The following is a 25,106-nucleotide window of genomic DNA, read 5'->3' as shown; positions in this document are numbered from 1 at the left end:
CCTTCGCGGGAGCACGGTCATCATTGAGGCACAGTCAGCCTTTCGCCAGCCGTTCGAGGTCCGCCACGCTGTTGATGTTGAGCGGATCGAAATCGCACTGCACCGCGCGCGCGCCAATGCGGCGGGTATAGGCGCGGACGGCGAGGTCGCTGGCATCCTCCAGCATGGCGCGCAGCACGTCGAGCGTTGTGGTCGGCCACAGCCCGATCACCGGCTGGCTGTCGAGAAAGGCGGGAGCAGGGGACAGCAGCGCGACAAGTTCGGCGGGCAGACGCACGCAATCGACCGGCGCGCTCAGCACGCGGTCGAAGCCTTGCGCGGCGGCGTGATCCAGCGCGCCTGCGATCGCGCCGAGCGGCCCCATGCCGGGGCGCGGCCAGTCGGCGATGCCTCCTGCCCGCCCGACGACGACGACCGCGTCGCAATGCGGCGCGATCGCTTCGCGCGCATGGTCGAGCAGGCTGCGCCCGTCGAGCAGCGCCAGCGCCTTGTCCGATCCGAAGCGCCGCGACTGGCCGCCGGCGAGGATCGCGCCCAATGTCCTCATGCGATCATCCCTTGCGGATCGGCGACGACGAGCGCCGCGTCAGGCCGCGCCAGCGCCACCAGCGTCAGCCCCGCCGCCGCCGCGCGCTCCGCCGCAAGGCTCGTCGGCGCCGAGATGGTGACGAGCATCGGGCAGCCCGCACGCACCGTCTTTTCGACCAGCTCATAGCTGCACCGCGCCGACAGCAGGATGAAACCGTCGCCCGCGCCGATTCCTGCCCGCGCCATCGCGCCGATCAGCTTGTCGAGCGCATTGTGCCGCCCGACATCCTCGCGGACGAGGCGGATCGCGCCGTCGGGGGCGCAGAAGGCCGCGGCGTGGACCGCGCCCGTCGCACGGCCGATCGGCTGATGCGCCTCGAGCGCCGCGAGCGCGGCGGCGATGGCAGCGCGGCCGGCGCTGATGCACGCGGTCACGGGCGGCAACGGGCGCAGCATCTCCTCGATATTCGCGATCCCGCACAGGCCGCAGCTGCTTTCGCTCACCCGCGTCCGCACGCGTTCGAGCGCCGCGGCGTTGCGTTCGGCCGTCAGCCACAGCCGCAGCGCCCAGCCCCCCTCGATCGGCTGCACGTCGACCCGCCGCATGTCGGCGGGCGTACCGATCAGCCCTTCGCTCAAGGCAAAGCCGACGGCATAATCCTCAAGATCGGCGGGCGTCGCCATCATCACGGCGTAGGCGATGCCGCCGACCTCGACCGACACCGGCGCCTCGACCGCGACGCAGCGCTCGATCGCGGCGTCCCCGGGCGTGCCGAGCCCCAGCCGTTCGACGGGGAGGTGGATCGTCGCATCGTTCATCGCCCCTCCCTAACCCATCGTCGACGCGCTGTCGCGGCTCTCGGTGATTGCCATTTGCGCCGCGCGCCCTATGCCATCGCGCCATGGAAGCTCTGATTCACACCGTCCTTACCGGCAAGGCGCGCCCGTTCCGCGGGGACGAGGCCTCGGCCATCGGCAAGCGGCCGGTCGCGGGCGCTGTCGCGGTGGAGCCGCTGGGGCTTGCGGGTGACGAACAGGCCGACCGCAGCGTCCATGGCGGCATCGACAAGGCGATCCATCATTACCCCGCCGACCATTATCCGCACTGGCGTTCGCGGCTGGGCGACGCGCCGCTCCTCGATACGGCGGGCGCGTTCGGCGAGAATATCTCGACCATCGGCCTCGACGAGCACAATGTCTGCCTCGGCGATCGCTTCCGCCTAGGCAGCGCGCTCGTCGAAGTGACGCAGGCGCGCCAGCCGTGCTGGAAGCTCGACCACCGGTTCGGCGCGAAGGGCGTGATGGCAGAGGTCGTCGCGAGCCGCCGGACGGGCTGGTATTACCGCGTGCTCGAACCCGGCACGGTGCGGGCGGGGGATAGGCTGGCCCTTGTCGAGCGGCCTTTTCCCGGCTGGCCGCTCGCCTCGCTCTTTGGCTTGCTGATCGGCGGCGAAGCGAAGGCGCGCCTCGCCGATCTCACCGCGCTGCGCGACATTCCGGTACTCGCCGAAACCTGGAAGGTCCGTCGCGCCAAGCTTGCCGCGCAATTCGGGGTCGATTAGCGGAGCGTGCGCAGCCCCGCCTCCAGCGCGGCCTTGTCCGCGTCGCTGAACAGCAATCCCAGCTTGCTCCGCCGCCATAAAATATCGTCGGCCGTCCGCGCCCATTCCTGTTCGACCGTCCAGCGGACCTCGGCGACGCTGAGGCCGTGCGCGATCTCGCCGCCGAGCGCGTCCCAGTCGCGGGCATCGCCCAGCCAGCGCCGCGCGTCGGTGCCATAGGCGCGCGCGATACGTTCGGCGGTGGCGGCGGCCAGGAAAGGGTGGGCGCGGCGATATTCGGCGGCCAATGCAGCGGCGCCCGTCACCGGAAAATCGCCGCCGGGCAGTGCCGCCTTTGCGGTCCAATGCTTGCCCGTCAGCGCCGGGACATGATCCGCGAGCGCGTCGACCGCCTCTTCGGCGACATGGCGATAACTGGTGATCTTGCCGCCATAGATGGTGAGCAGCGGCGCGCCCTCGTCCATGTCGACGTCGATCCGGTATCCGCGTGTCGCGGCTTCGGGGCGCCCCGATCCATCCTCGACCAGCGGGCGGACGCCCGAAAAGCTCCACACTACGTCGGCGGGGGTCACGGGGGTCCGGAAATAGAGGCTGGCTCCCTCGCACAGATAGGCGATTTCCTCGTCGCTCGCCGTCGCCGTTTCGGCGGGACCGTCATGGTCCACGTCGGTGGTGCCGATCAGCGTGAAATCCCGCTCATAGGGAATGGCGAAAAAGATGCGCCCGTCGGGCAGCTGGAAAAAATAGGCGTAATCATGCTCGAACAAGCGGGGCACGACGATGTGCGATCCGCGCACCAGCCGCATCTGGTGGTCGGGTTCGGCATCGGCGCGCTTCAGAAGCTCGAGCACCGCCGGTCCCGCGGCGTTGACGACGCTGCGCCCGGTGAAGCGGTATCGATGCCCCTGATCGTCTGCCGCATCGACGGTCCACAGCCCCGCTTCGCAGCGCAGCATTTCGGCGCGCGTGCGCGTCCGGATGCGCGCACCGCGATCGGCGGCGTCGCGGGCGTTGAGCAGCACCAGCCGCGCATCGTCGACCCAGCCGTCCGAATATTCAAAGCCATGGACATAATGGGGTTGCAGCGGCGCGCCCGCGGCATGGCGGGTCAGATCGATCGATCGCGTCGCGGGCAGCTTTTTGCGCCCGCCGATATGGTCGTAAAGGAAGAGGCCCAATCGCAGCAGCCATCGCGGCCGCAATCCGTCGCGATAGGGCAGGACGAAGCGCATCGGACGGATGATATGCGGCGCGATGCCCCACAGGGTCTCGCGTTCCTTCAGCGCCTCACGCACCAGGCCGAACTCATAATGTTCGAGGTAACGCAGCCCGCCGTGGATCAGCTTGGTCGATTTCGACGAGGTACCTTGCGCAAGGTCGCCGGCCTCGATCAGCAGCACCCGCGCGCCGCGCCCGGCGGCGTCGCGCGCGACGCCTGCGCCGTTGACGCCGCCGCCGACGACAATGACATCATAGGGTTGGGGCGGTTCGGCCATGGGACCGGGTCTTAGAATCGTTTGCGGCGAAAAGGAATCCATCCCCGTTAAATCGTCATCCCGGCGAAGGCCGGGATCTCGCCAGTGCGTCAGATGGCAACGGTGAGATCCCGGCCTTCGCCGGGATGACGTGATGCGGTGCGGCTTACGTATGCGCGTTGCATTCGCGGGGCGCATCCTCCAATTCTCTGCCTGCTATCCAAGGGGACGAATGTGAGCGTCAAGGTCGAAACATTGGTGTTGTTCGGAGCGACGGGCGATCTCGCCCATCGTATGCTCTTCCCCTCGCTCTACAACCTCCACATGGACGCGCTGCTCGCCGATACGCTCACGATCGTCGGATCGGGGCGGTCGGCGATCGATCGCGACGCGTTTCGCGCGCAGGTCAGGGACGCACTGACCGAGCATTTGCCTGACGACCGGATCGAGGACGGGGTCGTCGACAGCTTTCTCGCGCGCATCGATTATTGTGCGATCGATGCGGGTGCGGGCACCGGATACGACGAACTCGCGGCGCTGCTCGGCGACCGCATGGCGCGTCCGATCGGCGTCTATCTTTCGACCCCGCCGTCGATGTTCGGCCCGATCGCGCAGGGCCTCAAGGCCGCGAACATCGCCTGCACCGAATGCCGCATCGCGATGGAAAAGCCGATCGGCCACGACCTTGCCTCGTCGCGCGAGGTGAATGCCGAGGTTGGCGATGCCTTTGCCGAGGACCGCGTGTTCCGCATCGACCATTATCTGGGCAAGGAAACGGTGCAGAACCTGCTCGCGCTGCGCTTTGCCAATATGCTGTTCGAGCCTTTGTGGAACGCGCAGGCGATCGACCATGTCCAGATCACCGTCGCGGAGACGGTGGGGCTCGAGGGCCGCGTTTCCTATTATGACGGTGTCGGGGCATTGAAGGACATGGTGCAGAACCATATGCTCCAGCTGCTTGCGATCATCGCGATGGAGCCGCCGTCGAGCGTGTCGTCGACCGCGGTGCGCGACGAAAAGGTCAAGCTGCTGCGGTCTTTGCGCAAGATGAGCGCCGAGGATGTCAAGGCGCACAGCGTCAAGGGCCAATATGCAAGCGGCGCGGTGAACGGCGCCGCGGTCGCGGGCTATGCCGACGAACTCGGCAATCCCTCGAACACCGAAACCTTCGTCGCGCTGAAGGCCTTTATCGACAATTGGCGGTGGAAGGGCGTGCCCTTTTACCTGCGCACCGGCAAACGGATGCCGCAGCGCAAGTCGGAGGTGCTCATTCAGTTCCGGCCGGTGCCGCACAATATCTTCGCGCGGGTCGGCGCGGGCAAGCTCGATGCCAATATGATGATCATCAATCTGCAGCCCGAGGAAAATATCCGGGTCAAGGTGATGGCAAAGCAGCCGGGGCTCGACCGCGACGGGGTGAAGCTGAAGGAAGTGACGCTCGACGTCTCGCTCTCGCACAGCTTCGCGGGCGAGCGGCGTCGCATCGCCTATGAACGCCTGCTGCTCGATTTCATCGAGGGCGACCAGACGCTCTTCGTGCGCCGCGACGAGGTCGAGGCGCAGTGGGAATGGATCGATTCGATCCGCGACGCATGGGCGACCGTCGACATGGCACCGCAAAGCTACACCGCCGGAAGCTGGGGCCCGTCGAGCGCGATCGCGCTGATCGAACGCGACGGGGCAAGCTGGCATGATTGAAGAAATAACACGTCGCCCCCGCGAAGGCGGGGGCCGCCGTCGGCCTTACCCTTCGTCGCTGCATAGACCCTCCAGCGGCCCCCGCCTTCGCGGGGGCGACGGGAAATATCCATGACCGCTCTCCACCCCACGATCGCCGCCGTCACCGACCGCATCATCGCGCGCAGCGCGCAGCGCCGCGCCGCCTATCTCGACCTGATGGACCGCCAGCGCGACGCCGGCACCAATCGCGGCAATCTGTCGTGCGGCAATCTCGCGCACGGCTTTGCCGCGGCGGGCGACGACAAGCCCGTCATCCGCACCGGCGCGGCGATGAACATCGGCATCGTCACCGCCTATAACGACATGCTTTCGGCGCATCAGCCCTATGGCCGCTATCCCGAACAGATCAAGCTGTTCGCGCGCGAAGCCGGCGTCACCGCACAGGTCGCGGGCGGCGTTCCCGCGATGTGCGACGGCGTGACGCAGGGGCAGGCCGGCATGGACCTGTCGCTGTTCAGCCGCGACAATATCGCGCAGGGGACGGTGATCGCGCTCAGCCACGCGATGTTCGAGGGGGCGCTGCTGCTCGGCATCTGCGACAAGATCGTGCCGGGGCTGCTGATCGGCGCGCTGCGCTTCGGCCATCTGCCGCAGATACTGATCCCGGCGGGACCGATGCCCTCGGGTCTTGCGAACAAGGAAAAGCAGCGCGTGCGCCAGCTTTACGCGGAGGGGAAGGCGACGCGCGACGAACTGCTCGAAGCCGAGGCGGCAAGCTATCACGGCGCGGGCACCTGCACCTTTTACGGCACCGCGAACAGCAACCAGATGATGATGGAGCTGATGGGGCTGCACATCCCCGGCGCTGCCTTCACCAATCCCGGTACCAAGCTGCGGCAGGAACTGACGCGCGCCGCGACGCACCGGATCGCCGCGATCGGCTGGGACGGCGACGATTATCGTCCGCTGGCACGCTGCATCGACGAAAAGGCGATCGTCAACGCCGCGATCGGCCTGCTCGCGACGGGCGGATCGACCAATCATGCGATCCACCTGCCCGCCATCGCGCGCGCGGCGGGGATCGTCATCGACTGGCAGGATTTCGATGAACTGAGCCGCGCGGTGCCTTTGCTCGCGCGCGTCTATCCCAACGGCGCGGGCGACGTGAACCATTTCCACGCCGCAGGGGGTATCGGCTTTGTCGTGCGCGAACTGCTGGATGCCGGGCTGCTCCACGGCGACGTGCTGACCGTGGGCGGGACGATGGCCGACTATGCTTCCGAGCCCGTGCTGGTGGATGATGAACTGCACTGGCAGGCGGCACCCGCCGAAACGCGCGACGACGCGATGCTGCGCCCCGTCGCCACGCCCTTCCTGCCCGACGGCGGGATGCGCCTGCTCGCGGGCAATCTCGGCCGCGCGATCATCAAGACGAGCGCGGTCGAGGAGGATCGCTGGACGATCGAGGCGCCGTGCCGGATCTTCGACGACCAGAATCAGGTGCTCACGGCGTTCAAGGCGGGCGAACTGGAGCGCGACGTTGTCGTCGTCGTCCGCTTTCAGGGGCCGCGCGCCAACGGTATGCCCGAATTGCACAAGCTGACCCCGGCGCTCGGCGTGTTGCAGGACAAGGGCTTTCGCGTCGCGTTGCTCACCGATGGGCGCATGTCGGGGGCGAGCGGCAAGGTGCCCGCGGTTATCCACCTGTCGCCCGAAGCGCTGCCCGGCCCCGACGGGGTGAGAGGCCCGATTGCCTGTCTTCGCGACGGAGACATGGTGCGCGTCTGCGCGGTGAAGGGCGAGGTTGTCGCGCTGGTCGACGCGGCCGAATGGGCCGCGCGCACCCCCGCGACCGCCCCGCCGCCCGCACTCGGCGTCGGACGCGAACTCTTCGCGCTCTTTCGCCACCACGCGGATGAGGCCGAAAAGGGCGGGTCGGCGATTCTGGCGGCGATGGAGCAAGTCGTTTAACCGTCGCCCCCGCGAAGGCGGGGGGCGCCATCGGCCGTGCGCCACCCCTTAAACGGCCCCCGCCTTCGCGGGGGCGACGAAGGAAACAGAATGACCGACCAGTCCATCGACCAGATCATGCGTCTCGCGCCCGTCATCCCGGTGATCGTCATCGACCGCGTCGAGGATGCGGTGCCGATGGCCGAGGCGCTCGTCGCGGGCGGCCTGCCCGTGCTCGAAGTCACGCTGCGCACCCCCGCGGCGCTCGATGCGCTGACGGCGATGAAGGCGGTGAAGGGCGCGGTCGTGGGCGCGGGGACGGTGCTGAACCCCGCGATGCTGAACAGCGCGATCCATGCGGGTGCCGAATTTATCGTCTCGCCCGGTCTTACGGGCAATCTCGGCAAGGCCGCGGTCGATAGCGGCATTCCCTTCCTTCCCGGCACCGCCAATGCGGGCGACATCATGCGCGGGATGGACCTGGGGCTCGATCGCTTCAAATTCTTTCCGGCAGCGACGAGTGGCGGTATCCCGGCGCTCAAAGCGCTCGCCGGCCCTTTTGGCCAGGCGCGCTTCTGCCCCACCGGCGGCATCACGCCCGCCACCGCCCCCGAATGGCTCGCGCTCGATGCGGTGCTTTGCGTTGGCGGCAGCTGGGTGGTTCCCTCCGGCCCGCTCGATCCGGTGAAGATCGAGGCGCTGGCACGCGAAGCGGCGGGGCTCGCCACGCGCGCGTAAAATACCCTGTGCCCCGCGAAGGCGGGGACACACGGACAATTTTAGTGATGGCAGAGTCACTTCCGCGCCATTGATTAACCCCATCTTACCTGCCATCGTGCAGGAAAGGCGGCAGTCAAGCCGCTGGTGGGGAGATGTGCGTGCCAAGACCGCAGCCGCATCTGGATGAAGTGCTCGCGTCCGAGCCCGGATCGCATATTGCCGCGCTCTTCGATTTCGATGGAACGATCATCGCCGGCTATTCGGCCACGGCGATGCTGCGCGAAAAATTCCAGCGTCGCGAAATGTCGGTCGAGGAGATCGCCGAAACCGCGCAGGTGATCGCGCAGCACAGCCTGGGCCAGATCGGCTTTTCGGGGCTGATGACCGCCGCCGCCAAATTTATGAAGGGGGTCGACGAGCAAAGCTTTATCGACTTTGGCGAGGAACTCTACAAAAAGCATATCGCGCGCAAGATTTACCCGGAAACGCGCGCGATTATCGAGGCGCATCAGGCGAAGGGCCACCGCGTGGCGATCATCTCGTCGGCGACGATCTACCAGATCGAACCGACCGCACGCGACCTTGGCATCACCGACATCAAATGCTCGTCCTACGAGATTGAGGATGGCGTCTTTACCGGCGAAATCATCCGTCCGCTGTGCTTCGGCGAGGGCAAGGTGCTCGCGGCCGAGGAACTGGCGGCCGAGTACGGCCTCGATCTCGACCAGAGCTTTTTCTATTCGGACAGCGACGACGACATCGAACTGCTCGAACGGGTCGGCAAGCCGCGCCCGCTCAACCCCAATCTGAAGCTGAAGGGCATCGCCGACGAGCGCGGCTGGCCGGTGCAGCGCTTCGCGAGCCGCGGCACGCCGAGCTGGGTCGATTATACGCGCACCCTCTATGCGACCGGCTCGCTGTTCGGCGCCTTTGCCGCCGGGCTGCCGATCTGGGCGCTCACAAGGTCGCAGCGCGAGGCGGTCAATTTTTCGATGGGGCTGTTCGGCGATTTCGCCACCGCGATCACCGGCGTCGAGCTGGAGGTCGAGGATGAGCGCCACCTCTGGTCGTCGCGCCCGTGCGTCTTCATCTTCAACCACCAGAGCAAGGCCGATGTGATGATCCTCGCCAAGCTCATCCGCCGCGACATGGGCGGGGTGGGGAAGAAGGAGATCCGGGACATCCCCATCCTCGGCAAGTTGATGGAATGGGGCGGCACCGTCTTCGTCGACCGCGCCGACGGCAAGAGCGCGATCAAGGCGATGGAGCCGCTCGTCGATGCGATCCGCGAAGAGGGCAAGTCGATCTGCATCGCCCCCGAAGGAACGCGCAGCCTGACGCCGAAGCTCGAACCCTTCAAGAAGGGCGCCTTTCACCTCGCGATGCAGGCGGGCGTGCCGATCGTGCCCATCGTCATCCACAACGCCACCGATGTCGCGCCCAAGAACGAATTTGTGATGCGCCCCGCGACGGTGCGCGTCACCGTGCTGCCGCCGGTCGACACGGCGAAATGGAGCGTCAAGACGCTGAACGCGCATGTCCGCGACGTGCGCAACATGTTCCTGCGCACATTGGGACAGCCGGAGGAGACGGTGGCGGAATCGGTTGCCACCGAGCCTTCACCCGCGGCGGCGCCCGAAAAGGCGCCGAAGAAGGCGGCCGCGAACAAGCCCGCGCCGAAGAAGAAGCCATCGTCCCGAAAGGAAAAGAAGGCCTAGCCCATGTTTCACCTCCTCATTGCGAGCGAAGCGACGCAATTCAGGACCTTTTGCGCGACGCTGGATTGCCGCGTCGCTTCGCTCCTCGCAATGACGGCGGTTTAGTTGGTGGCCGACGGTACGCCCCGCACCACACTCGTGGCGGAAGACGCGGCCGACCGGCTTTACATCATCGACGCGCGCAATGGTGTCGAACGCCGCATCCTCCTCGACTGGATTCATGCAACGAGCGGCGACGGGAAACCCGCCTGGGCAAGTCTCGATATCGAGGATGGCGACCATGCGCTGCACGTCGAGGCGCTGCAAGCGCGCCTCGGGGCGACGCCGTCGCGTCTTGTCGTGCCGCTGCGCGTCGCGTGGCGTATTCCCGGCTTCGAGCGGGGGCGCGCGCTCAAATTCCGGCATCTTCTGTTCGGCGATCCGCGCCATCCCGGTTCGCTCCGCGCGCGGGCGATTCTCCTGCGCGACCGACGCCGCGCGCAGATATTGATGGGGGAGGCGGCGACGCTCGATACGCTGCGCACCCGCTTTTGTACGCAGACGGGCGGGGGCGACGGCGAGGGAGAGGGCAGCGCCGAATTTGCGCGTTTCGTCGCGCGGCAGGCGGCGCTTGCGCTCGATGTTGCCGAACGCGGCGTTCGGGGAACGCGGTACAAGGTGCCGCGCTTCGTCGCCGACGGGCTGCGCACCAGCCCCAAGTTCCGCGCCGCGCTCGCCGAACTGGCCGAGCAGGCCGGCCGGCCCGTCGCCGACCTGTTCCGCGAAGCGCGCCCGTTGATGAAGGAGGTGATCGCGCGGCCCTCGGCGTTGTTCCTCGATCTTCGTGCGCGGCTCGACCGCATGATGTTCGGCGGCTACGCGCCCGAAATGGAGTTCGACGCCGCCGAACTCGCAAAGCTGCGGAGCATTTTGCGCGAACATCCCACCTGCATCCTGTTCACGCACAAAACCTATATCGATGGCGCGACGCCCAGCCGTCTTGCCTATGAAAACGACCTGCCGATGCTGCACAGTTTCGGCGGGGCGAACCTGGACTTTGCGGTGATGGGCGAATTTTTCCGCCGGTCGGGGATGATTTTCATCCGGCGCAGCTTTCAGGACCAGCCGGTCTACAAGCTGGTGCTGCGCCACTATATCGCCTGGCTGCTGGCAAAGCGTTTTCCCTTGAGCTGGGCGTTCGAGGGGACGCGCTCGCGCCTCGGCAAGCTGATGCCGCCGAAATATGGCCTGATGAAATATGTCCTCGACGCGGCGCACGCGACGGGGACGCAGGGCGTGCATTTCGTGCCCTTTGTCACCAGCTTCGACCTCATCCGCGATGTCGAGGAATATGCCGCCGAACAGACCGGGCGGACGAAGAAGCCCGAAAGTCTGTCGTGGTTCATCGGCTATATGAAAAGCCTGAAGGAACCGTCGGGGCGTATCCGCCTCGACATCGGCGATCCGGTCGTCATCGACGCGGCGCCCGGTCCCGACGACCGGCGCGCGCTGGAAAAGGTCGCTTTTGCTGTCGCGGTCGAGGCGAACCGCGTCACGCCGCTCACCGTCACCTCGGTGACGTGCCTGATCCTGCTCGGCATGGCGCCGCGCGGTGCGACGGCGGCCGAATTGCTCGGCGCGATCGCCGTGGTCGCCGACTGGGCGCGCGCGCGCGGCATCAGGCTGAGCAAGGAGCTCGCAAGCGGCGACGAGGCCGCGCTGTCGGCGACCGTCGACACGCTCGTCGCCAGCGGGCTGCTCGCGCGCTATACGGCGGGCAGTGATACGATCTATTCGATCGATCCCGCCAAGCATCCGATCGCAAGCTATTACCGCAACATCATTGCGCATCATTTCCTCGATCGGGCGATGATCGAGCTTGCGCTGTTCGAGCTGCGCGATACCGACAGCGGCGATGCCACCGCGGCCTTCTGGGGACGGATCGACCGCCTTCGCGACCTCTTCAAGTTCGAATTTTTCTATCCGCCGCGCGACGAGCATCGCGCCGCGGTCGAGGCCGAACTGGCGCGAATCGATCCCCTCTGGGACCGCCGCCTGGCGAGCGGCGACCGGGGTATCGCCCAGCTGCTGCGCCGTTGCCAGCCGGTCGTCGGCCACGCGATCCTGCTTCCTTTCATCGAGGCCTATTCGGTCGTCGCCGAGCAGCTCGCGCGCGCAAAACCCGGCGACGCCGTCGACGAAAAGGCGCTGCTCGACGCGGCGCTTGTGGAGGGACGGCAGGCCTGGCTGCTCCGCCGGATCAGCAGCGAGGCGGCGATCGGCAAGCTGCTTTTTGCCAATGGGCTTGCCTTGATGCGGCATATGGGGCTGGCGCAGGCGGCGACGCCGGACAATCTCGCGGCGCGCCGCGCGCTGCTGATGGAATTGCGCGGCCTCGCCAACGTCATGGAGACGATGCGGCTGTCGGCGGTGGCGCTGGCGGATCGGTTGGTGGGGGTCGGGGATTGAACTCGTGCCTATCTTCTTCGTCATCCCGGCGAAGGCCGGGATCTCGACCGCGATGTATAACGCACCGGCGAGATCCCGGCCTTCGCCGGGATGACGGCAGGTTTGCTTTCAAAGGAACCTAACATGCTCAAACAGCTCAGCGCGCAGGATGCCCAGTTCCTCTATACGCAGACCGCGAACAATCTGACGCACATCATGGGGGTCTATATCTATGACCCCTCGACCGCGCCGGGCGGCTTCGTGCGGTTCAAGGACATCATCGCCCACGTCGAAAGCCGCGTCGACACCTCGCCGCTGTTCAAGCGCCGCCTCCACCGCCTGCCGTTCGACATCGACCATCCCTATTGGGTCGAGGACGAGCATTTCGATATCGAGGCGCATATGAGCCACGCGCGCCTGCCCGAACCCGGCGACTGGCGGCAATTCTGCATTGCGGTCGCGCGCTGGTTTTCCAAGCCGATGGATATGAACCGCCCGCTCTGGGACATCTATGTCATCGAGGGGCTCGACCGCATCCCCGGCATTCCGAAGGGCAGCTTTGCGATGCTCCACCGCGTCCATCATGCCGCGGTTGACGGCGCGTCCGGCGCCCACGCCTTTATCGCGATGAGCGACATCGACGCAAAGGGCACGCCCGCAATCGCCGATCCGCCGCCGGTCGAGGAGCTGGGCAAGCCGCCCTCCGCCGCCGATGCGGCTGCGCGCGCCTGGTCGGCGTCGCTGCAGTCGCCGGTCAAGTTCATGAACGCGCTGATGAAAATGTCGCCCGCGATCATCTCGTCCGCGCGCAAGTCGATCGCCGAAGGCGGCATGACCGCAGGGGTTCCCGAAACGCGCTTCAACGTTCCCGTTGGTCCGCACAAGATGTTCGACGCGACGACGGTGGCGCTCGCCGACGTGTCCGAAATCCGGAAAAAAGTGCCCGGCGCGACGGTCAACGACGTCGTGCTGACGACCGTGGGCGGCGCGCTGCGCCAATATCTTCAGAAGCATAAGGAGTTGCCGAAGGAGAGCCTGGTCGCGGTCGCGCCGATCAACCTGCGCGGCAAGGGTGGCAAGGCCGCGACGCCCGGCAATCAGGTATCGGCGATGAGCGTGCCGATCCGCACCGACATCGCCGACCCGCTCGAACGGCTCGCGGCGGTGCGCGACTATACTCTCGAGGCCAAGGAAGCAAAGGCCGGCGTCAGCGCGCGGATCATGACCGACCTGTCGCAGCATATTCCCGGCGCGACGATGGCCGCGGTCGCGCGCATCCTGACCAGCGAACGCTTCGCTGTCCGGGGCACGAACCTCTTCATCTCGAACGTGCCCGGCGCGCAGGTGCCGCTCTATCTGGCGGGCGCGCAGCTCGTGCAACAGCACGGCATGGCGCCGCTCGCGAACAATATGGGGCTGTTCGTGGCGACGCCCAGCTATAATGGCCGCATCGCCTTCTCGCTGATTTCCGAACGCGCCATCATGCCCGACATCGCCTTTTTCCGGACGTGCATCGACGAAAGTTTCGCCGATCTGATGGCGGCGGTGCCGAGGGTGGAGAAGGCCGAAACCGTTACGGCAAAGCCGAAAGCGGCGGCGAAACCCAAGCCGGCGCCCAAAGCTGCAAGCAAGCCCAAGGCGAAACCGAAAGCGGCGACAAAAGGAAGGAAGAAGCCCTCATCGTCGCCCCCGCGAAGGCGGGGGCCGCAGGAAGTTTACGCGGCGCCGAAGAGCAAGGGCGACAACGGCCCCCGCCTTCGCGGGGGCGACGAGCCTGTCAAAACAGTTGCCAAAGGCAACGCAACCGGCAAGAATCCGCAAAAATAACCATGCTCTCGCAGGATTACCGAATGCTTTTCACCCCGACGCTCAGCGCCGACCGCGATCTTGCGATCGCGCCCGATTATGCCGCCTGGACCAGGGCAGCGCAGCAGCATGACCGGAAATCGGGAATGCAGGCGTGGCGCGACGCCGACGAGAGCAAGCATTTCGATTACCGGGCAATCCGCGCGCGCCTCGAAAAGCTGCGCAAGCTGTCGGCGGCGGGCGACGTCAAGGGGCTGCTCTTCGTTCTGAACGAGGGGATTCACGGCAATATCGACGGCATGGGGCACGAACGGCTGTATCAAAAGGCGCGGTTCGGCACAAAAAGGCTGGTCGAGGCCTATGTCGCGGAGGTCGTCGCCTCGCTCGACAAGATCGCCGCCGCGCGCAGCATCGGCCGCGAGGAAAAGCGCGACTTCTTCCGCCGCGCGCAACATTGCTATGGCCGGTCGGCGCTGCTTTTGTCGGGATCGGGCAGCTTCCTCTTTTTCCATATCGGCGTCGTCAAAGCGCTGTGGTCGGAAGGGGTGCTGCCGTCGATCATGTCGGGCGCCAGCGGCGGGTCGATCGTCGCGGCGGTTGTGTGCACGCGCAAGGACGGCGACATCGGCGCCTTTCTCGAAAGCGATCGCCTTGCCAATCCGCACCGCGATCCCGACGGGCGCCGCCTGGTGTCGGACGAGGTGCGCGACCGGCTCGCCGACCTGATCCCCGATCTCACCTTTCAGCAAGCCTATGAGGTCAGCGGACGCCACCTCAACGTCTCGGTTGCGCCGGCCGAAAAACATCAGAACGGCCGCCTCCTGAACGCGATCACCGCGCCCAATGTTCTGATCCGCGAGGCGGTGCTTGCGTCGTGCGCCGTCCCCGGCGTCTTTCCGCCGGTGATGCTGATGGCGCGCGACGATGACGGAAACCGGATCCCCTATCAGCCCGACCGGCGCTGGGTCGACGGATCGGTGACGCACGACATTCCGACCAAGCGGCTGGAACGGCTTTACGGCGTCAACCATCATATCGTCAGCCAGGCGAACCCGATCGCGCTGCCCTTTGCGACCGACACGCGCAAGCAGATGGCGCCGATCGAGGCGATCCACCACGCGTCGATGACGACCTTCAAGGCATGGCTCAACGCCAATATGGTGATTTTCCAGAAGCCGCTCGAAATGATCCCGCCGCTGAACAGCATCGCGAATATGGCGCGATCGGTGATCAATCAGGAATATACGGGCGACATCAACATCATCCGTCCGCCCAAATTCTGGTCGCCGACCAAGATTCTGTCCGATCTCGGGCAGGAGGACATCGACGAGCTCATCGACACCGGGATGCGCACCGCCTGGCCCAAGATCGAGATGGTGCGCACACAGACCGCGATCAGCCGCGCGCTCGAAGCGATATTGGCAAAGATCGACAAGGCGGGCGACGACGGCCCCGGCCGCCGCAGCGCCGCGCTCAAGAAAGCGGTGCGCTAGGCATGGCGGCCGGCGCGGTGATCCTGCCCGCCGCGTCCGCGGGTGCCGGGGCAAGGCTCCACGTCACCCATTGGTTGCCCGAAGGCTTGCCCAAGGCGGTGGTGCTGCTCGCGCACGGCTATGCCGAACATGCCGGGCGCTACGCCCATGCCGCGCAAAGGCTGACCGACGCGGGTTATGCGGTCTACGCCGTCGACCATTGGGGCCATGGCGCGTCGGACGGAGAGGGTGGCTATGTCCCCCGTTTCTCGGCCTATCTCGACGGCATGGCGGAACTGCTCGCGCTCGTCGAAATCAACCATGGCGACACCCCGCGCCTGCTGCTCGGGCACAGCATGGGCGGGCTTATCGCGACCTTGTTCCTGATCGAGCGGCAGCAGGCGTTCGTCGCCGCGGCGCTTTCGGGTCCGGCGATCGTGCCCGCCGAGCCGCCATCGCGCGTCACGATCTGGATCAGCCGCTTTCTGTCGCGCTTCTTCCCGCGCCTCGGCGTGCTGTCGCTCGATGCGAACGGCGTCAGCCGCGATCCGGCGGTGGTTGCCGCCTACCGCGCCGACCCGCTCGTCTATGGCGGCAAGATCGGGGCGCGATTGGGGCAGGAGTTCATGGACGCAATGGCCGCGGCGCAGGCGGGCGCGCCGAAAATTCGCCTGCCCATCCTGATCCAGCATGGCGAGGCCGACCGGCTGACCGCCCCCGCAGGGTCGCGCTACCTGTTCGACCATGTCGCATCGACGGACAAAAGGCTCGAAATTTATCCGGGGCTTTTCCACGAAATCTATAACGAGCCCGAACGGGATGCCGTGCTTGATGATCTGATCGGCTGGTTCGACACGCATGTGGCGCCACAATTATAACGCCCTCCCCTTCAGGGGAGAGGCAGAGAGACTTGGTCCGGCATGGCCGGGCCTTTAGTCGAGCGGGGTGGGGGGCAAACGGCCTCGCGCAACCTCGACAGCCCCCACCCCAACCCCTCCCCTAAAGGGGAGGGGCTAAGGAGACGCCATGAAAATCCTTCTCATCCTCCTCTTTGCACCGCTCATCGCGCTTGCGCTTCTCTATTTTTTCTTCCCCGAACAGCTGGTGCAGATGATGCGCTGGGCCATGCGGCGCCGTGCGCGGGTCGTGCGCAGGACGGTCGTGGTCGACGGCTGCAGCTGGCCCTATCTCGAGGGCGGCGATCCGTCGAAACCCGCGCTCGTGATGGTCCACGGCTTCGGCGCCGACAAGGATCACTGGACCTTCTACGCGCCGTGGCTGACGAAGGATTACCGGCTGATCGCTCCCGACCTGCCGGGGTTCGGGGAGAATGACCGCGACGGCGAACTGCCCTTCGACGTTGCGAGCCAGGCGGCGCGGCTGAAGGCCTTTCTGGGTGCGCTGGGGATCGAGCGCCCGCATCTGGGCGGCAACAGCATGGGCGGCTGGATCGCGCTGCGCTTTGCGATCGATTATCCGGACCGGCTGCGCACGCTGACCCTGATGAACAATGCGGGCGTGCTCGGCGCGGACCAGAGCGAGTTGCAAAAGCTGGCGGCCGACCGCGACTATAACCCGCTCGTGCTCGCGAACCTCGACGACGCCGACCGGCTGATCGCTTTCGTCGTGCGCAAGCCGGCCTATGTGCCCGCGCGGCTGAAGCCGGTGATCTACGCCGACGCGCTGCGCCACCGCGACTTGCTCGACAAGATTTTCTGGGTCATCGCCGACGAGATGGAGCAGGCGCCGCTCAATGACGAACTTGGCAAGGTGACGGTGCCGACGCTGATCCTCTGGGGCCGTCACGACAAGCTGATCGACGTCAGCTGCGTCGCGGTGCTCGAAAGCGGCATCGCGAACAGCCGCGCGCATATCTTCGAACATGTCGCCCACGTCCCGATGATCGAAGATCCAAAGGCGACAGCCCAAATCCAGCGCGCCTTTCTGGCGGAGCATCCCTGAACGTCGTCATCCCGGCCTTCGCTGGGGTCACAGATGGTTTCCCCACCTTGCCAACCCCCCGATCGCGCGCCACTCTCCTTTCAAAACAGCGGGAGAGACATATGCGCCTCAAAGTGGGCCTGCTCGGCGGGGGCAGTTGGGGGACGACGGTTGCCGCAGTGGTGTCGCGCAATGCGCCGATCACGCTGTGGGCGCGCGACGCCGAAACGGTGGGCAGCATCAACCGCGATCATGAGAACCGCAAATATCTGTCCGGCATCCGCCTTCCGTTGGCGCTTCGTGCAACGGGCGATCTGGGCGAGGCGGTCGCGGGCGCCGACGTGCTCGTCATGGCCGTCCCCTCGCACAGCTTTCGCAGCGTACTCGAGGAGGCGCGGCACCATCTTCGCCCCTGGGTGCCCGTCATCAGCCTGACGAAAGGGCTCGAACTTGCGTCGGGCAAGCGCATGACCGAACTCATCGAGGATGTGCTGCCCGGCCACCCGGTCGGCGTGCTCACCGGGCCGAACCTCGCGCGCGAAATCATGTCGGGGCAGGCGGCGGCGAGTGTGCTTTCGATGGCGGACGAGATCGTCGTCCGCGCGCTCCAGCCGCTGTTTCATTCGGGGCTGTTCCGCGTCTATACCAACACCGATCTTTTGGGCTGCGAGCTTGGCGGGGTGCTCAAGAATATCATCGCGATCGCGGTCGGCATGGGCGACGGCCTCGGCGCGGGCGACAACACGCGCGCGGGCCTGATGACGCGCGGGCTGGCCGAGATCACACGGCTGGGGGTGGCGATGGGGGGACGCCCCGAAACCTTTGCCGGGCTCACCGGGATGGGCGACCTTATCGCCACCTGCACCAGCCCGCTGTCGCGCAACCGCCACGTCGGGGTCGAACTCGGCAAGGGTCGCCCGATCGACGAGATCATCGCGGGCATGAACATGGTGGCCGAGGGCGTCAAAAGCGCGCCGACGGTGATTGCACTCGCCGAGCAGTACGGCATCGCGATGCCGATCGCGCGCGACGTGTTCGACGTGACGCAGGGCAAACGCACCGCGCTCGACGTTTTTCGCGGGCTGCTCAAATCGAGCGTCGGCGACGAGGCGCATCCCGGCTGACGCGGCGCATATTCGCAAGTCCGCCGCCACCCGTTCTTTTTTGCCGACCGGCAGGGAAGAAAAGCCGGTCCTGTTTCGTTGTGCTTCTGTCGGACAGGTCCAGAAGGAGACGGATAATGAAAAAATGGATGATCTTTACCGCGCTCGCGGCTCTCCCCGCCACCGTCGCGGTGGCAGCGGTTCCCTATGACCGGATGCCGCCGGGCTTTGACGCCCCGCAGATCCGCACGGCGCCGATCGCGGGGATCGAGAATCAATATTGGTTCAACTATCAGGCCGACATCTTGGAGGCTGAAAAGGAACTGGTGAGCGACCTTCGCCGCGCGACCGACCGCGAGGATCGCTGGGACGCATGGGACGAATGGTCGACAGAGGTGGTCGATGCCGACAAGGATTATGTGAAGGAAATGCGCAAGAAGGGCTATCGCGCCGGCCGCGTGACGGTCGGGGGATAAGCCGCACCCAATCCTGGGCGCTTCCCGGGTCGCAGGGAAGGGCGGACGTCATGGGGCGTCCGTCCTTTCGTGTTTCGTCGCCCCCGCGAAGGCGGGGGCCGCTGTCGGTTTACGCAGCGACGCCGGGGAAGGCTGCTGGCGGCCCCCGCCTTCGCGGGGGCGACGGATAAACTAAACCCCGCCCTCCGCCAGCAACGCTTTCGCTTCATCCCCCTGCCAGTCGATCGCACCGATCACACGCCACATTTCGCGCCCCTCGGCGTCGTAATAGATGCTCGTCGGCAGCGCGCTGTTCGCGGCGTCGAGCAGGCCGTTTTCGGGATCGAGATAGGGTTGAAGCGCTTTCAGTCCGGCCTTCTGGAACCATGGGTCGACGACCTCGGCACCCTGCAGGTCCTGCGCGACCGCGATCACATGTATCGCCTCGCCGCGCGCAGCTGCCAAGGCATCGAGCGTCGGCATTTCGGCGATGCACGGTGCGCACCAGGTCGCCCACAAATTGACGAGCAACGGCTTCCCACGAAAGGCCGCGAGCGTCACAGGCGTGTCGTCGGGGCCGGTAAAGGCCGCCGTCGGCGCCGCCGCGCCCTTGTGGCTGCGCTCGACGATATATTCGAATTCGCCGATACCCTTCGCTTGGCCCGCCGAAACATTTGCTTGGCCTTGCTGCGCTTGCCCGCCGCCCGCCTTTTCCCTATCGCAGCCCGCGACCGATCCGGCCAGCAGCACGGCAAGGATCAACAGCGACGGATTTGGAATGCGGCGGATGGCGAATACTCCGGACAGCAATAGCATGTGGGGCGGCCGCTTCGGTGGCGGTCCAGCGGCGATCATGCAAGAGATTAACGCGTCGATCCCGATCGACAAGCGATTGTGGGAAGAAGATATCACCGCCAGCCGCGCGCACGCCGCGATGCTCGGTGCGTGCGGAATTATCGCGGCGGACGATGCGGCGGCGATCGACCGCGGCCTTGCCCGGATCGCCGAAGAGTTCGCTCGCGATGGGGTGCCGGTCGACCTTGCGCTCGAGGACATCCACATGACCGTCGAGGCGCGGCTGAAGGCGCTGATCGGCGACGCCGCCGGGCGGCTGCACACCGCGCGCTCGCGCAACGACCAGGTCGCGACCGATTTCCGCCTGTGGACGCGGACCGCGTGCGACCGGATCGACGCCGGGCTCGCTGCGATGCAGACGGCGCTGCTCGCGCGCGCCGAGGAACATGCGGGCAGCATCATGCCGGGCTTCACGCATCTTCAGGTCGCTCAGCCGGTGACGCTCGGCCACCACCTGCTTGCCTATGTCGAAATGCTGGGCCGCGACCGCTCGCGCTTCGCCGACGCGCGCCGCCGTCTCAATGAATCGCCGCTGGGCGCCGCGGCGCTTGCGGGGACCAGCTTCCCGCTCGACCGCGACGCAACGGCATCGGCGCTCGGTTTCGACCGTCCGATGGCGAACAGCATCGACGCGGTGTCGGACCGCGACTTCGCGCTCGAATTCTGCGCGGCCGCGTCGATCGCCGCGATCCACCTGTCGCGCCTTGCCGAAGAAATCGTCATCTGGGCCAGCCAGCCCTTCGGCTTCGTCGCCTTGCCCGACGCCTGGTCGACGGGCAGCTCGATCATGCCGCAAAAGCGTAACCCCGACGCCGCCGAACTGGTGCGCGGGCGCGCGGGGATGCTGCTCGGCGCGTTCCAGCGCCTTGCGGTGATCGTAAAGGGCCTGCCGCTCACCTATTCCAAGGATCTTCAGGACGACAAGGAAACGCTGTTCGGCGCGTTCGACGCGCTCGCGCTGTCGCTTGCCGCAATGACCGGCATGGTCGAGACCCTGACCTTCCGCACCGACCGGATGCGCGCGCTCGCGGCATCGGGTTATTCGACCGCGACCGACCTGGCCGACTGGCTGGTGCGCGAGGCGGGGCTGCCGTTCCGCGAGGCGCATCATGTCGTCGGCGCCTGCGTCAAGCGCGCCGAGGAGCTGGGGGTCGAACTGCCCGCGCTGCCCGCCGCCGACGCCGCTGCGATCCACGCTGCGGTGACGCCGGGCGTGCTCGCGGCGCTGACCGTCGAGGCGTCGGTCGCCAGCCGCATGAGCTATGGCGGGACCGCGCCCGAACGGGTAAGGCAGGCCATCGCCGCGGCGCGCGCCGCGATGCAGGGACAGGATTGATGCCGCACCGCCACCACATCCTTTGCGCGCTGACCGCCGCCGCGCTGCTCGGCGCGTGCGGGGCAAAGGAAGATCTGAAGCCGCCGGCGAACCAGCCGGCGCCCGTCGTTCCCGTCGGCGCCGACCGCGCCCCGACTACCGAGGAGCTCACGACGCCTGACGCGCAGGCCCGGCCCGCGCGCAGCGACGAACTTCTCAAACGGTCCGAACAACGCGAACCCGACGATTTCGACCTGCCGCCTCCGGGCTGAGTCGAACCGAACTTATCTGGTCCGTTTGTGTCGAGCGAAGTCGAGACACCCATCGGTGCAGCCCCTCAGTCAGGGGCATCTCGACTTCGCTCGATGCGAACGGGAATATAGGATTAGGATTTCCTTCGATGGATCATTTTGAATATCGTGACGGCGTCCTCCACGCCGAAGACATCCCGCTGCCGCAAATTGCCGAAGAAATCGGCACCCCCGTCTATGTCTATTCGCGCGCGACGCTCGAACGCCATGCCCAGGTGTTCGCCGACGCGCTGAAGGATATTCCCAAAAAGCACATCGCCTTTGCGATCAAGTGCAACCCCAATCTCGGCGTGCTGCGCGTCCTCGCGCGGCAGGGCTATGGCGCCGACGTCGTGTCGGGGGGCGAGCTCGAACGCGCGCTCGCCGCGGGCATGGCGGCCGAGGACATCGTCTTTTCGGGCGTCGGCAAGACGCGCGCCGAGCTGGCGCAGGGGCTCGACCGCGGTATCGGCCAGTTCAATATCGAGCATGAACCCGAAGGCGTCGCTTTGTCGGAGATTGCGGTCAAGAAGGAGATGACCGCGCGCGCGGTGCTCCGCGTCAATCCCGATGTCGACGCGGGCACGCACGCAAAGATTTCGACCGGCAAGGCCGAAAACAAGTTCGGCGTCGGCATCGACGCCGCGCCGCAGATCTTCGACCGTTTGTCGGCGCTCCCGGGGCTCAAGATGCGCGGTGTCGCGCTGCATATCGGCAGCCAGCTCACCAGCCTCGACCCGTTGGAGGCCGCGTTCGAGCGCGTCGGCCGCCTTGTAGCCGACCTTCGCGCCGCGGGGCACAGCATCACCCACGTCGACCTCGGCGGCGGGCTGGGCGTACCCTATCGCCCCGAAGACAATCCGCCGAGCCCCGCCGAATATGGCGCGATGGTCGCGCGCGTGACAAAGGATTGGGACGTCACCTTGATGTTCGAGCCCGGCCGCGTCATCGCGGGCAACACCGGCGTGCTTCTGACCGAAGTGCTGTGGGTCAAGCCCGGCGCGGTGAACCCCTTTGTGATCGTCGACGCCGCGATGAACGACCTCGCGCGCCCCGCTCTCTACGATGCCTATCACGATTTCGTCGCGGTGAGGCCCAGCGGCGAAAAAATGACCGCGTCGATCGTCGGCCCGGTATGCGAAACGGGCGACACCTTTGCGCGCGACCGCGAAATCGACGCGGTAGAGGCAGGCGACCTCGCCGCCTTCCGCACCGCGGGCGCCTATGGCGCGACGATGGCATCGACCTACAACAGCCGCAGCCTGGTGCCCGAGGTGCTCGTCGACGGCGACCGCTATGTCACCGTCGCCGACCGCATCGCGGCGGGCACGATCATGGCGGCGGAGCGGGTGCCCGACTGGATTGATTGAGGTGCAAATTTGACCCCTCCCCTTCATGGGAGGGGCAGTGAGACTTGCCAGCTTGCTGGCTAGTCGCAGTGGGGTGGGCGATATCGGCATTGCGCAACGCCGACAGCCCCACCCCAACCCCTCCCCTGAAGGGGAGGGGCTTGCTATAGGGGCATCATGCACCAGCTCCCCATCTTCCTGAACCTGTCCGGGCGCGCCGTCGTATTGGTGGGGGAGGGGGAGGCCGCCGACGCCAAGGCGCGGCTGGTCGAGCGCGCGGGCGGGCGCATCGTTGCCGAGGATGCGGCGGACGCCATGCTCGCCTTTGTGGCGCTCGACGATGAGCGAGAGGCGCGCGCCGCCGCCTCCGCGCTTCGCGCGCGCGGCCTGCTCGTCAATGTCGTCGACCGACCCGATCTTTGCGATTTCACCACCCCCGCGATCGTCGACCGCGCGCCCGTTACCATCGCCATCGGGACCGGCGGCGCATCGGCGGGGCTCGCGAAAGCCGTTCGCCAGCGGATCGAGGCGCTGCTGCCTTCGCGGCTCGGCGACCTTGCCCGCGCGCTTTACGCCGCGCGCGCCGCGATGAAGGCGCGCTGGCCCGCCGCCGCCGACCGCCGCCGCGCGATCGACGCCGCGCTGGCGCCGGGCGGGGTGCTCGACCCGCTCGCCGATGGTGCGGCGAACCGCGTCGACCAATGGCTCGCCGCGCCCGCCACGGCGTCGCCCTCGCGCCTCGAAACGATTACTCTGACGAGCGCCGATCCCGACGACCTCACGCTGCGCGCGGCGCGCCTGCTGGGCGAAGCGGACCATATCTACCACCCCGCGACGCTGGCGCCCGCGATCCTCGACCGCGCGCGCGCCGACGCGGTTCGCCATGTGACCGGCGCCCCGCCCGCCGATCCGCCACCGGGCCTGTCGCTGTGGCTCGATTTGCGGGAGGCGAGCTGACAAGGGGACGGCCCGATTTCCCTCCCGAACCCACCCGCCTAAGGCGCGATCGCCAGCCCGTCGCCATTCTTGCCCGCGGCGATCCGCCGCAGCACTTTCCCGCTTGCGACGTCGATTTCGGCAACCTGGTCGCGCCCCGTCTCGGCGGCGTAGAGCCGCTTCGAATCGGCGCTGAACAGCAAGGTGACTTGCCCTGCCGCCTGTTCGCCCGGCTCGCCGAAACGCGCGCGCTCGGCTGATCGCCGTTCTGCGCCAGGGGCACGCGCATTACGATAAGTTAACTCTCCCTCGCGTCCGGGCGGCCCTAATTCTGCCCGCGGCGGCGGTTGCGCCGCCGGTTGCAGGACGGAGGGGATTATGGACATTTTGCCTATCGACATCGACGCGCTGCCCATGCTCGACACCGCGGTCGGATTGTTCGGGTCGCTGGCCGGCGAAACGCTGGCGTCGGGACAGTCGGTGTTCGAGATCGCCGTCATCATCGCGCTGATCGTCCACGATTGAGCGGGAGCGCGGCGGCGTGCGCGGCGCGCCACGATCATTATCCGGCGGGCGATGCCCCCCGCCGCGCGCGCATCCGTGCCGCGGTAGCGGATCTCGACGCGCGCTGGCGCCGCGCCGATGCCGCGACCGGCGGGCTCGGCGCCGCGATCGACGCGGCCGCCGATGACGCGCCGGAGCAGGCCGTCGCGCGGTTTCTGCCGTGGCTTGCCGACCTTCGCTGGCTGCATCGCCGCCTGGGCGACGCGCTGGCGCTCCTCGCCGCCGATCCGTTCGCGCGGCCGCCGCTCCGCGCGGTCGGCGGCGGTGATGGCAGCGCGGGAGGGGTCATCCTTGCCGAGCGCGGCGCGGTTCGGCTGACGCTTCATATCCGTCCCGCGAGCGCGCCGCCGCCGACGCACGCGCTCTTCGTCCCCGGCCGCAGCGCGATCCGCGTGCTCGCTGCCGGCGGGGCGTCGCTCTGCCTCCACGAAGTCACGGTCGGCGCGGCGGAGGAAGCGGGCGGCTTCACCGCCGCGCGCGCGTCCGCCTGTCGCAGCCTCGTGCCGCGGCCGCTTTGCGATGGCGAGATGCTGCACCTCGATACCGCGCGGCAAAGCTATCACCTCGACGGCGCGCGCGGCGATGTGTTGCTGCTCGAACTCGCGGTCCAGCCGGCCGCGCGCCTCCCGGTGCGCAGCTACGACCTTGCGAGCCGCCGCCTCGCCGGGGTCGGCGCGGCGCAGCAGGGCGCCAGCCTTCGCGCGATGACGCTGACGCTGCTCCGCCACCTCGGCCGCGCCGACGCCGCGCCGCTGTTCGTGGCGGAAACGCAGAAGGGCGATTTCGCCGCGCGCTGGCACGCGATGCGCGAGCTTGTCGCGCTCGATCCCGCCGCCGCGCACCCGCATCTGGCCGCCATGGCCGCCGCCGACCCGCACGCCGAAGTGCGCGCCGCCGCGGCGGCGACGCTGGCGCTCCTGAAGAGCCCCTCTCCTTCGGGGGAGGGGCTTTAGAAAGCCA

At 67.1% G+C, this 25,106-nt stretch carries 23 protein-coding genes; 18 read left to right on the top strand and 5 right to left on the bottom strand.

Features of this window, described 5'->3' with window-relative positions; translation table 11 throughout:
• Nucleotides 1–34: 34 nt before the first annotated feature.
• Together mobA and fdhD are read right to left on the bottom strand one after the other, a co-directional pair.
• Entirely contained in the window at nucleotides 35–547 is a 513-nt protein-coding gene (gene mobA / locus RIA72_RS13780; RefSeq protein WP_350032629.1) for a molybdenum cofactor guanylyltransferase, read from the bottom strand.
• Nucleotides 544–1,347: a formate dehydrogenase accessory sulfurtransferase FdhD gene (gene fdhD / locus RIA72_RS13775; RefSeq protein WP_350032628.1), complete on the bottom strand. Its 804-nt coding sequence runs from the start codon at nucleotides 1,345–1,347 to the stop codon at nucleotides 544–546. The genes mobA and fdhD overlap by 4 nt, the downstream gene beginning before the upstream one ends.
• An 83-nt stretch (nucleotides 1,348–1,430) precedes the next feature.
• Here fdhD and RIA72_RS13770 point away from each other — a divergent pair, with 83 nt between their 5' ends.
• Nucleotides 1,431–2,090, top strand: a complete 660-nt coding sequence (locus tag RIA72_RS13770; protein ID WP_350032627.1) for an MOSC domain-containing protein — start codon at nucleotides 1,431–1,433, stop codon at nucleotides 2,088–2,090.
• Here RIA72_RS13770 and glpD read toward each other — a convergent pair.
• Entirely contained in the window at nucleotides 2,087–3,586 is a 1,500-nt protein-coding gene (gene glpD / locus RIA72_RS13765; RefSeq protein WP_350032626.1) for a glycerol-3-phosphate dehydrogenase, read from the bottom strand. The two genes, RIA72_RS13770 and glpD, sit on opposite strands and share 4 nt — an antisense overlap.
• Nucleotides 3,587–3,799: 213 nt before the next feature.
• Here glpD and zwf point away from each other — a divergent pair, with 213 nt between their 5' ends.
• The 11 genes from zwf to RIA72_RS13710 all read left to right on the top strand — a co-directional run bounded on the left by zwf (nucleotide 3,800) and on the right by RIA72_RS13710 (nucleotide 18,858).
• Nucleotides 3,800–5,263: a glucose-6-phosphate dehydrogenase gene (zwf, locus tag RIA72_RS13760; protein ID WP_350032625.1), complete on the top strand. Its 1,464-nt coding sequence runs from the start codon at nucleotides 3,800–3,802 to the stop codon at nucleotides 5,261–5,263.
• Nucleotides 5,264–5,374: 111 nt separating this feature from the next.
• On the top strand, nucleotides 5,375–7,216 hold the full coding sequence (gene edd, locus RIA72_RS13755; protein ID WP_350032624.1) for a phosphogluconate dehydratase: 1,842 nt from the start codon (nucleotides 5,375–5,377) through the stop codon (nucleotides 7,214–7,216).
• 90 nt (nucleotides 7,217–7,306) lie between these two features.
• Nucleotides 7,307–7,933 carry a bifunctional 4-hydroxy-2-oxoglutarate aldolase/2-dehydro-3-deoxy-phosphogluconate aldolase gene (gene eda / locus RIA72_RS13750; protein WP_350032623.1) on the top strand — a complete coding sequence of 209 codons (627 nt, stop codon included), beginning with the start codon at nucleotides 7,307–7,309 and terminating at the stop codon, nucleotides 7,931–7,933.
• 134 nt (nucleotides 7,934–8,067) lie between these two features.
• On the top strand, nucleotides 8,068–9,633 hold the full coding sequence (locus RIA72_RS13745; protein WP_350032622.1) for an HAD-IB family hydrolase: 1,566 nt from the start codon (nucleotides 8,068–8,070) through the stop codon (nucleotides 9,631–9,633).
• Nucleotides 9,634–9,741: 108 nt separating this feature from the next.
• On the top strand, nucleotides 9,742–12,081 hold the full coding sequence (locus RIA72_RS13740; RefSeq protein WP_350032621.1) for a glycerol-3-phosphate 1-O-acyltransferase: 2,340 nt from the start codon (nucleotides 9,742–9,744) through the stop codon (nucleotides 12,079–12,081).
• Between the two features lie 123 nt (nucleotides 12,082–12,204).
• Nucleotides 12,205–13,887, top strand: a complete 1,683-nt coding sequence (locus tag RIA72_RS13735; RefSeq protein ID WP_350032620.1) for a wax ester/triacylglycerol synthase family O-acyltransferase — start codon at nucleotides 12,205–12,207, stop codon at nucleotides 13,885–13,887.
• Nucleotides 13,888–13,910: 23 nt separating this feature from the next.
• Nucleotides 13,911–15,359 carry a DUF3336 domain-containing protein gene (locus RIA72_RS13730; RefSeq protein ID WP_350032619.1) on the top strand — a complete coding sequence of 483 codons (1,449 nt, stop codon included), beginning with the start codon at nucleotides 13,911–13,913 and terminating at the stop codon, nucleotides 15,357–15,359.
• A gap of 2 nt (nucleotides 15,360–15,361) precedes the next feature.
• Nucleotides 15,362–16,216 (top strand): alpha/beta hydrolase, encoded by an 855-nt coding sequence (locus tag RIA72_RS13725; protein WP_350032618.1) that lies wholly within the window; start codon nucleotides 15,362–15,364, stop codon nucleotides 16,214–16,216.
• Nucleotides 16,217–16,364: 148 nt separating this feature from the next.
• Entirely contained in the window at nucleotides 16,365–17,300 is a 936-nt protein-coding gene (locus RIA72_RS13720) for an alpha/beta fold hydrolase (RefSeq protein WP_350032617.1), read from the top strand.
• A 101-nt stretch (nucleotides 17,301–17,401) separates the two neighbouring features.
• Complete coding sequence (locus RIA72_RS13715; protein ID WP_350032616.1) at nucleotides 17,402–18,403, top strand: NAD(P)H-dependent glycerol-3-phosphate dehydrogenase; 1,002 nt, start codon at nucleotides 17,402–17,404, stop codon at nucleotides 18,401–18,403.
• 116 nt (nucleotides 18,404–18,519) lie between these two features.
• Nucleotides 18,520–18,858 carry a hypothetical protein gene (locus RIA72_RS13710; RefSeq protein ID WP_350032615.1) on the top strand — a complete coding sequence of 113 codons (339 nt, stop codon included), beginning with the start codon at nucleotides 18,520–18,522 and terminating at the stop codon, nucleotides 18,856–18,858.
• Nucleotides 18,859–19,029: 171 nt separating this feature from the next.
• Here RIA72_RS13710 and RIA72_RS13705 read toward each other — a convergent pair whose 3' ends face one another.
• The gene (locus tag RIA72_RS13705) at nucleotides 19,030–19,653 is read right to left on the bottom strand and encodes a TlpA family protein disulfide reductase (RefSeq protein ID WP_350032614.1); all 624 of its coding nucleotides are present in this window, start codon (nucleotides 19,651–19,653) and stop codon (nucleotides 19,030–19,032) included.
• On the opposite strand from RIA72_RS13705, the gene argH reads away from it, so the two are divergent.
• The 4 genes from argH (at nucleotide 19,625) to RIA72_RS13685 (ending at nucleotide 23,603) form a co-directional block, all read left to right on the top strand.
• Nucleotides 19,625–21,028: an argininosuccinate lyase gene (gene argH / locus RIA72_RS13700; protein WP_350032613.1), complete on the top strand. Its 1,404-nt coding sequence runs from the start codon at nucleotides 19,625–19,627 to the stop codon at nucleotides 21,026–21,028. The genes RIA72_RS13705 and argH overlap by 29 nt on opposite strands.
• Nucleotides 21,028–21,279: a hypothetical protein gene (locus RIA72_RS13695; protein WP_350032612.1), complete on the top strand. Its 252-nt coding sequence runs from the start codon at nucleotides 21,028–21,030 to the stop codon at nucleotides 21,277–21,279. The genes argH and RIA72_RS13695 overlap by 1 nt, the downstream gene beginning before the upstream one ends.
• Before the next feature lie 128 nt (nucleotides 21,280–21,407).
• Complete coding sequence (lysA, locus tag RIA72_RS13690; RefSeq protein ID WP_350032611.1) at nucleotides 21,408–22,667, top strand: diaminopimelate decarboxylase; 1,260 nt, start codon at nucleotides 21,408–21,410, stop codon at nucleotides 22,665–22,667.
• 156 nt (nucleotides 22,668–22,823) lie between these two features.
• On the top strand, nucleotides 22,824–23,603 hold the full coding sequence (locus tag RIA72_RS13685) for a precorrin-2 dehydrogenase/sirohydrochlorin ferrochelatase family protein (protein WP_350032610.1): 780 nt from the start codon (nucleotides 22,824–22,826) through the stop codon (nucleotides 23,601–23,603).
• A 38-nt stretch (nucleotides 23,604–23,641) separates the two neighbouring features.
• Here the strand turns inward: RIA72_RS13685 and RIA72_RS13680 are convergent, their stop codons facing one another.
• Nucleotides 23,642–23,785, bottom strand: coding sequence for a YncE family protein (locus RIA72_RS13680; protein ID WP_350032609.1), 144 nt, complete (start codon nucleotides 23,783–23,785; stop codon nucleotides 23,642–23,644).
• Nucleotides 23,786–23,960: 175 nt separating this feature from the next.
• Here RIA72_RS13680 and RIA72_RS13675 point away from each other — a divergent pair, with 175 nt between their 5' ends.
• Both RIA72_RS13675 and RIA72_RS13670 read left to right on the top strand, forming a co-directional pair.
• The gene (locus RIA72_RS13675; RefSeq protein ID WP_350032608.1) at nucleotides 23,961–24,107 is read left to right on the top strand and encodes a hypothetical protein; all 147 of its coding nucleotides are present in this window, start codon (nucleotides 23,961–23,963) and stop codon (nucleotides 24,105–24,107) included.
• On the top strand, nucleotides 24,104–25,099 hold the full coding sequence (locus tag RIA72_RS13670; RefSeq protein WP_350032607.1) for a hypothetical protein: 996 nt from the start codon (nucleotides 24,104–24,106) through the stop codon (nucleotides 25,097–25,099). The genes RIA72_RS13675 and RIA72_RS13670 overlap by 4 nt, the downstream gene beginning before the upstream one ends.
• The last annotated feature ends 7 nt before the right edge of the window (nucleotides 25,100–25,106 follow it).

It is taken from the genome of Sphingopyxis sp., assembly GCF_040216815.1.
In the GTDB taxonomy this organism is placed as follows: Bacteria; Pseudomonadota; Alphaproteobacteria; order Sphingomonadales; family Sphingomonadaceae; genus Sphingopyxis.
This window is presented reverse-complemented; position numbering and strand designations above follow the sequence as displayed.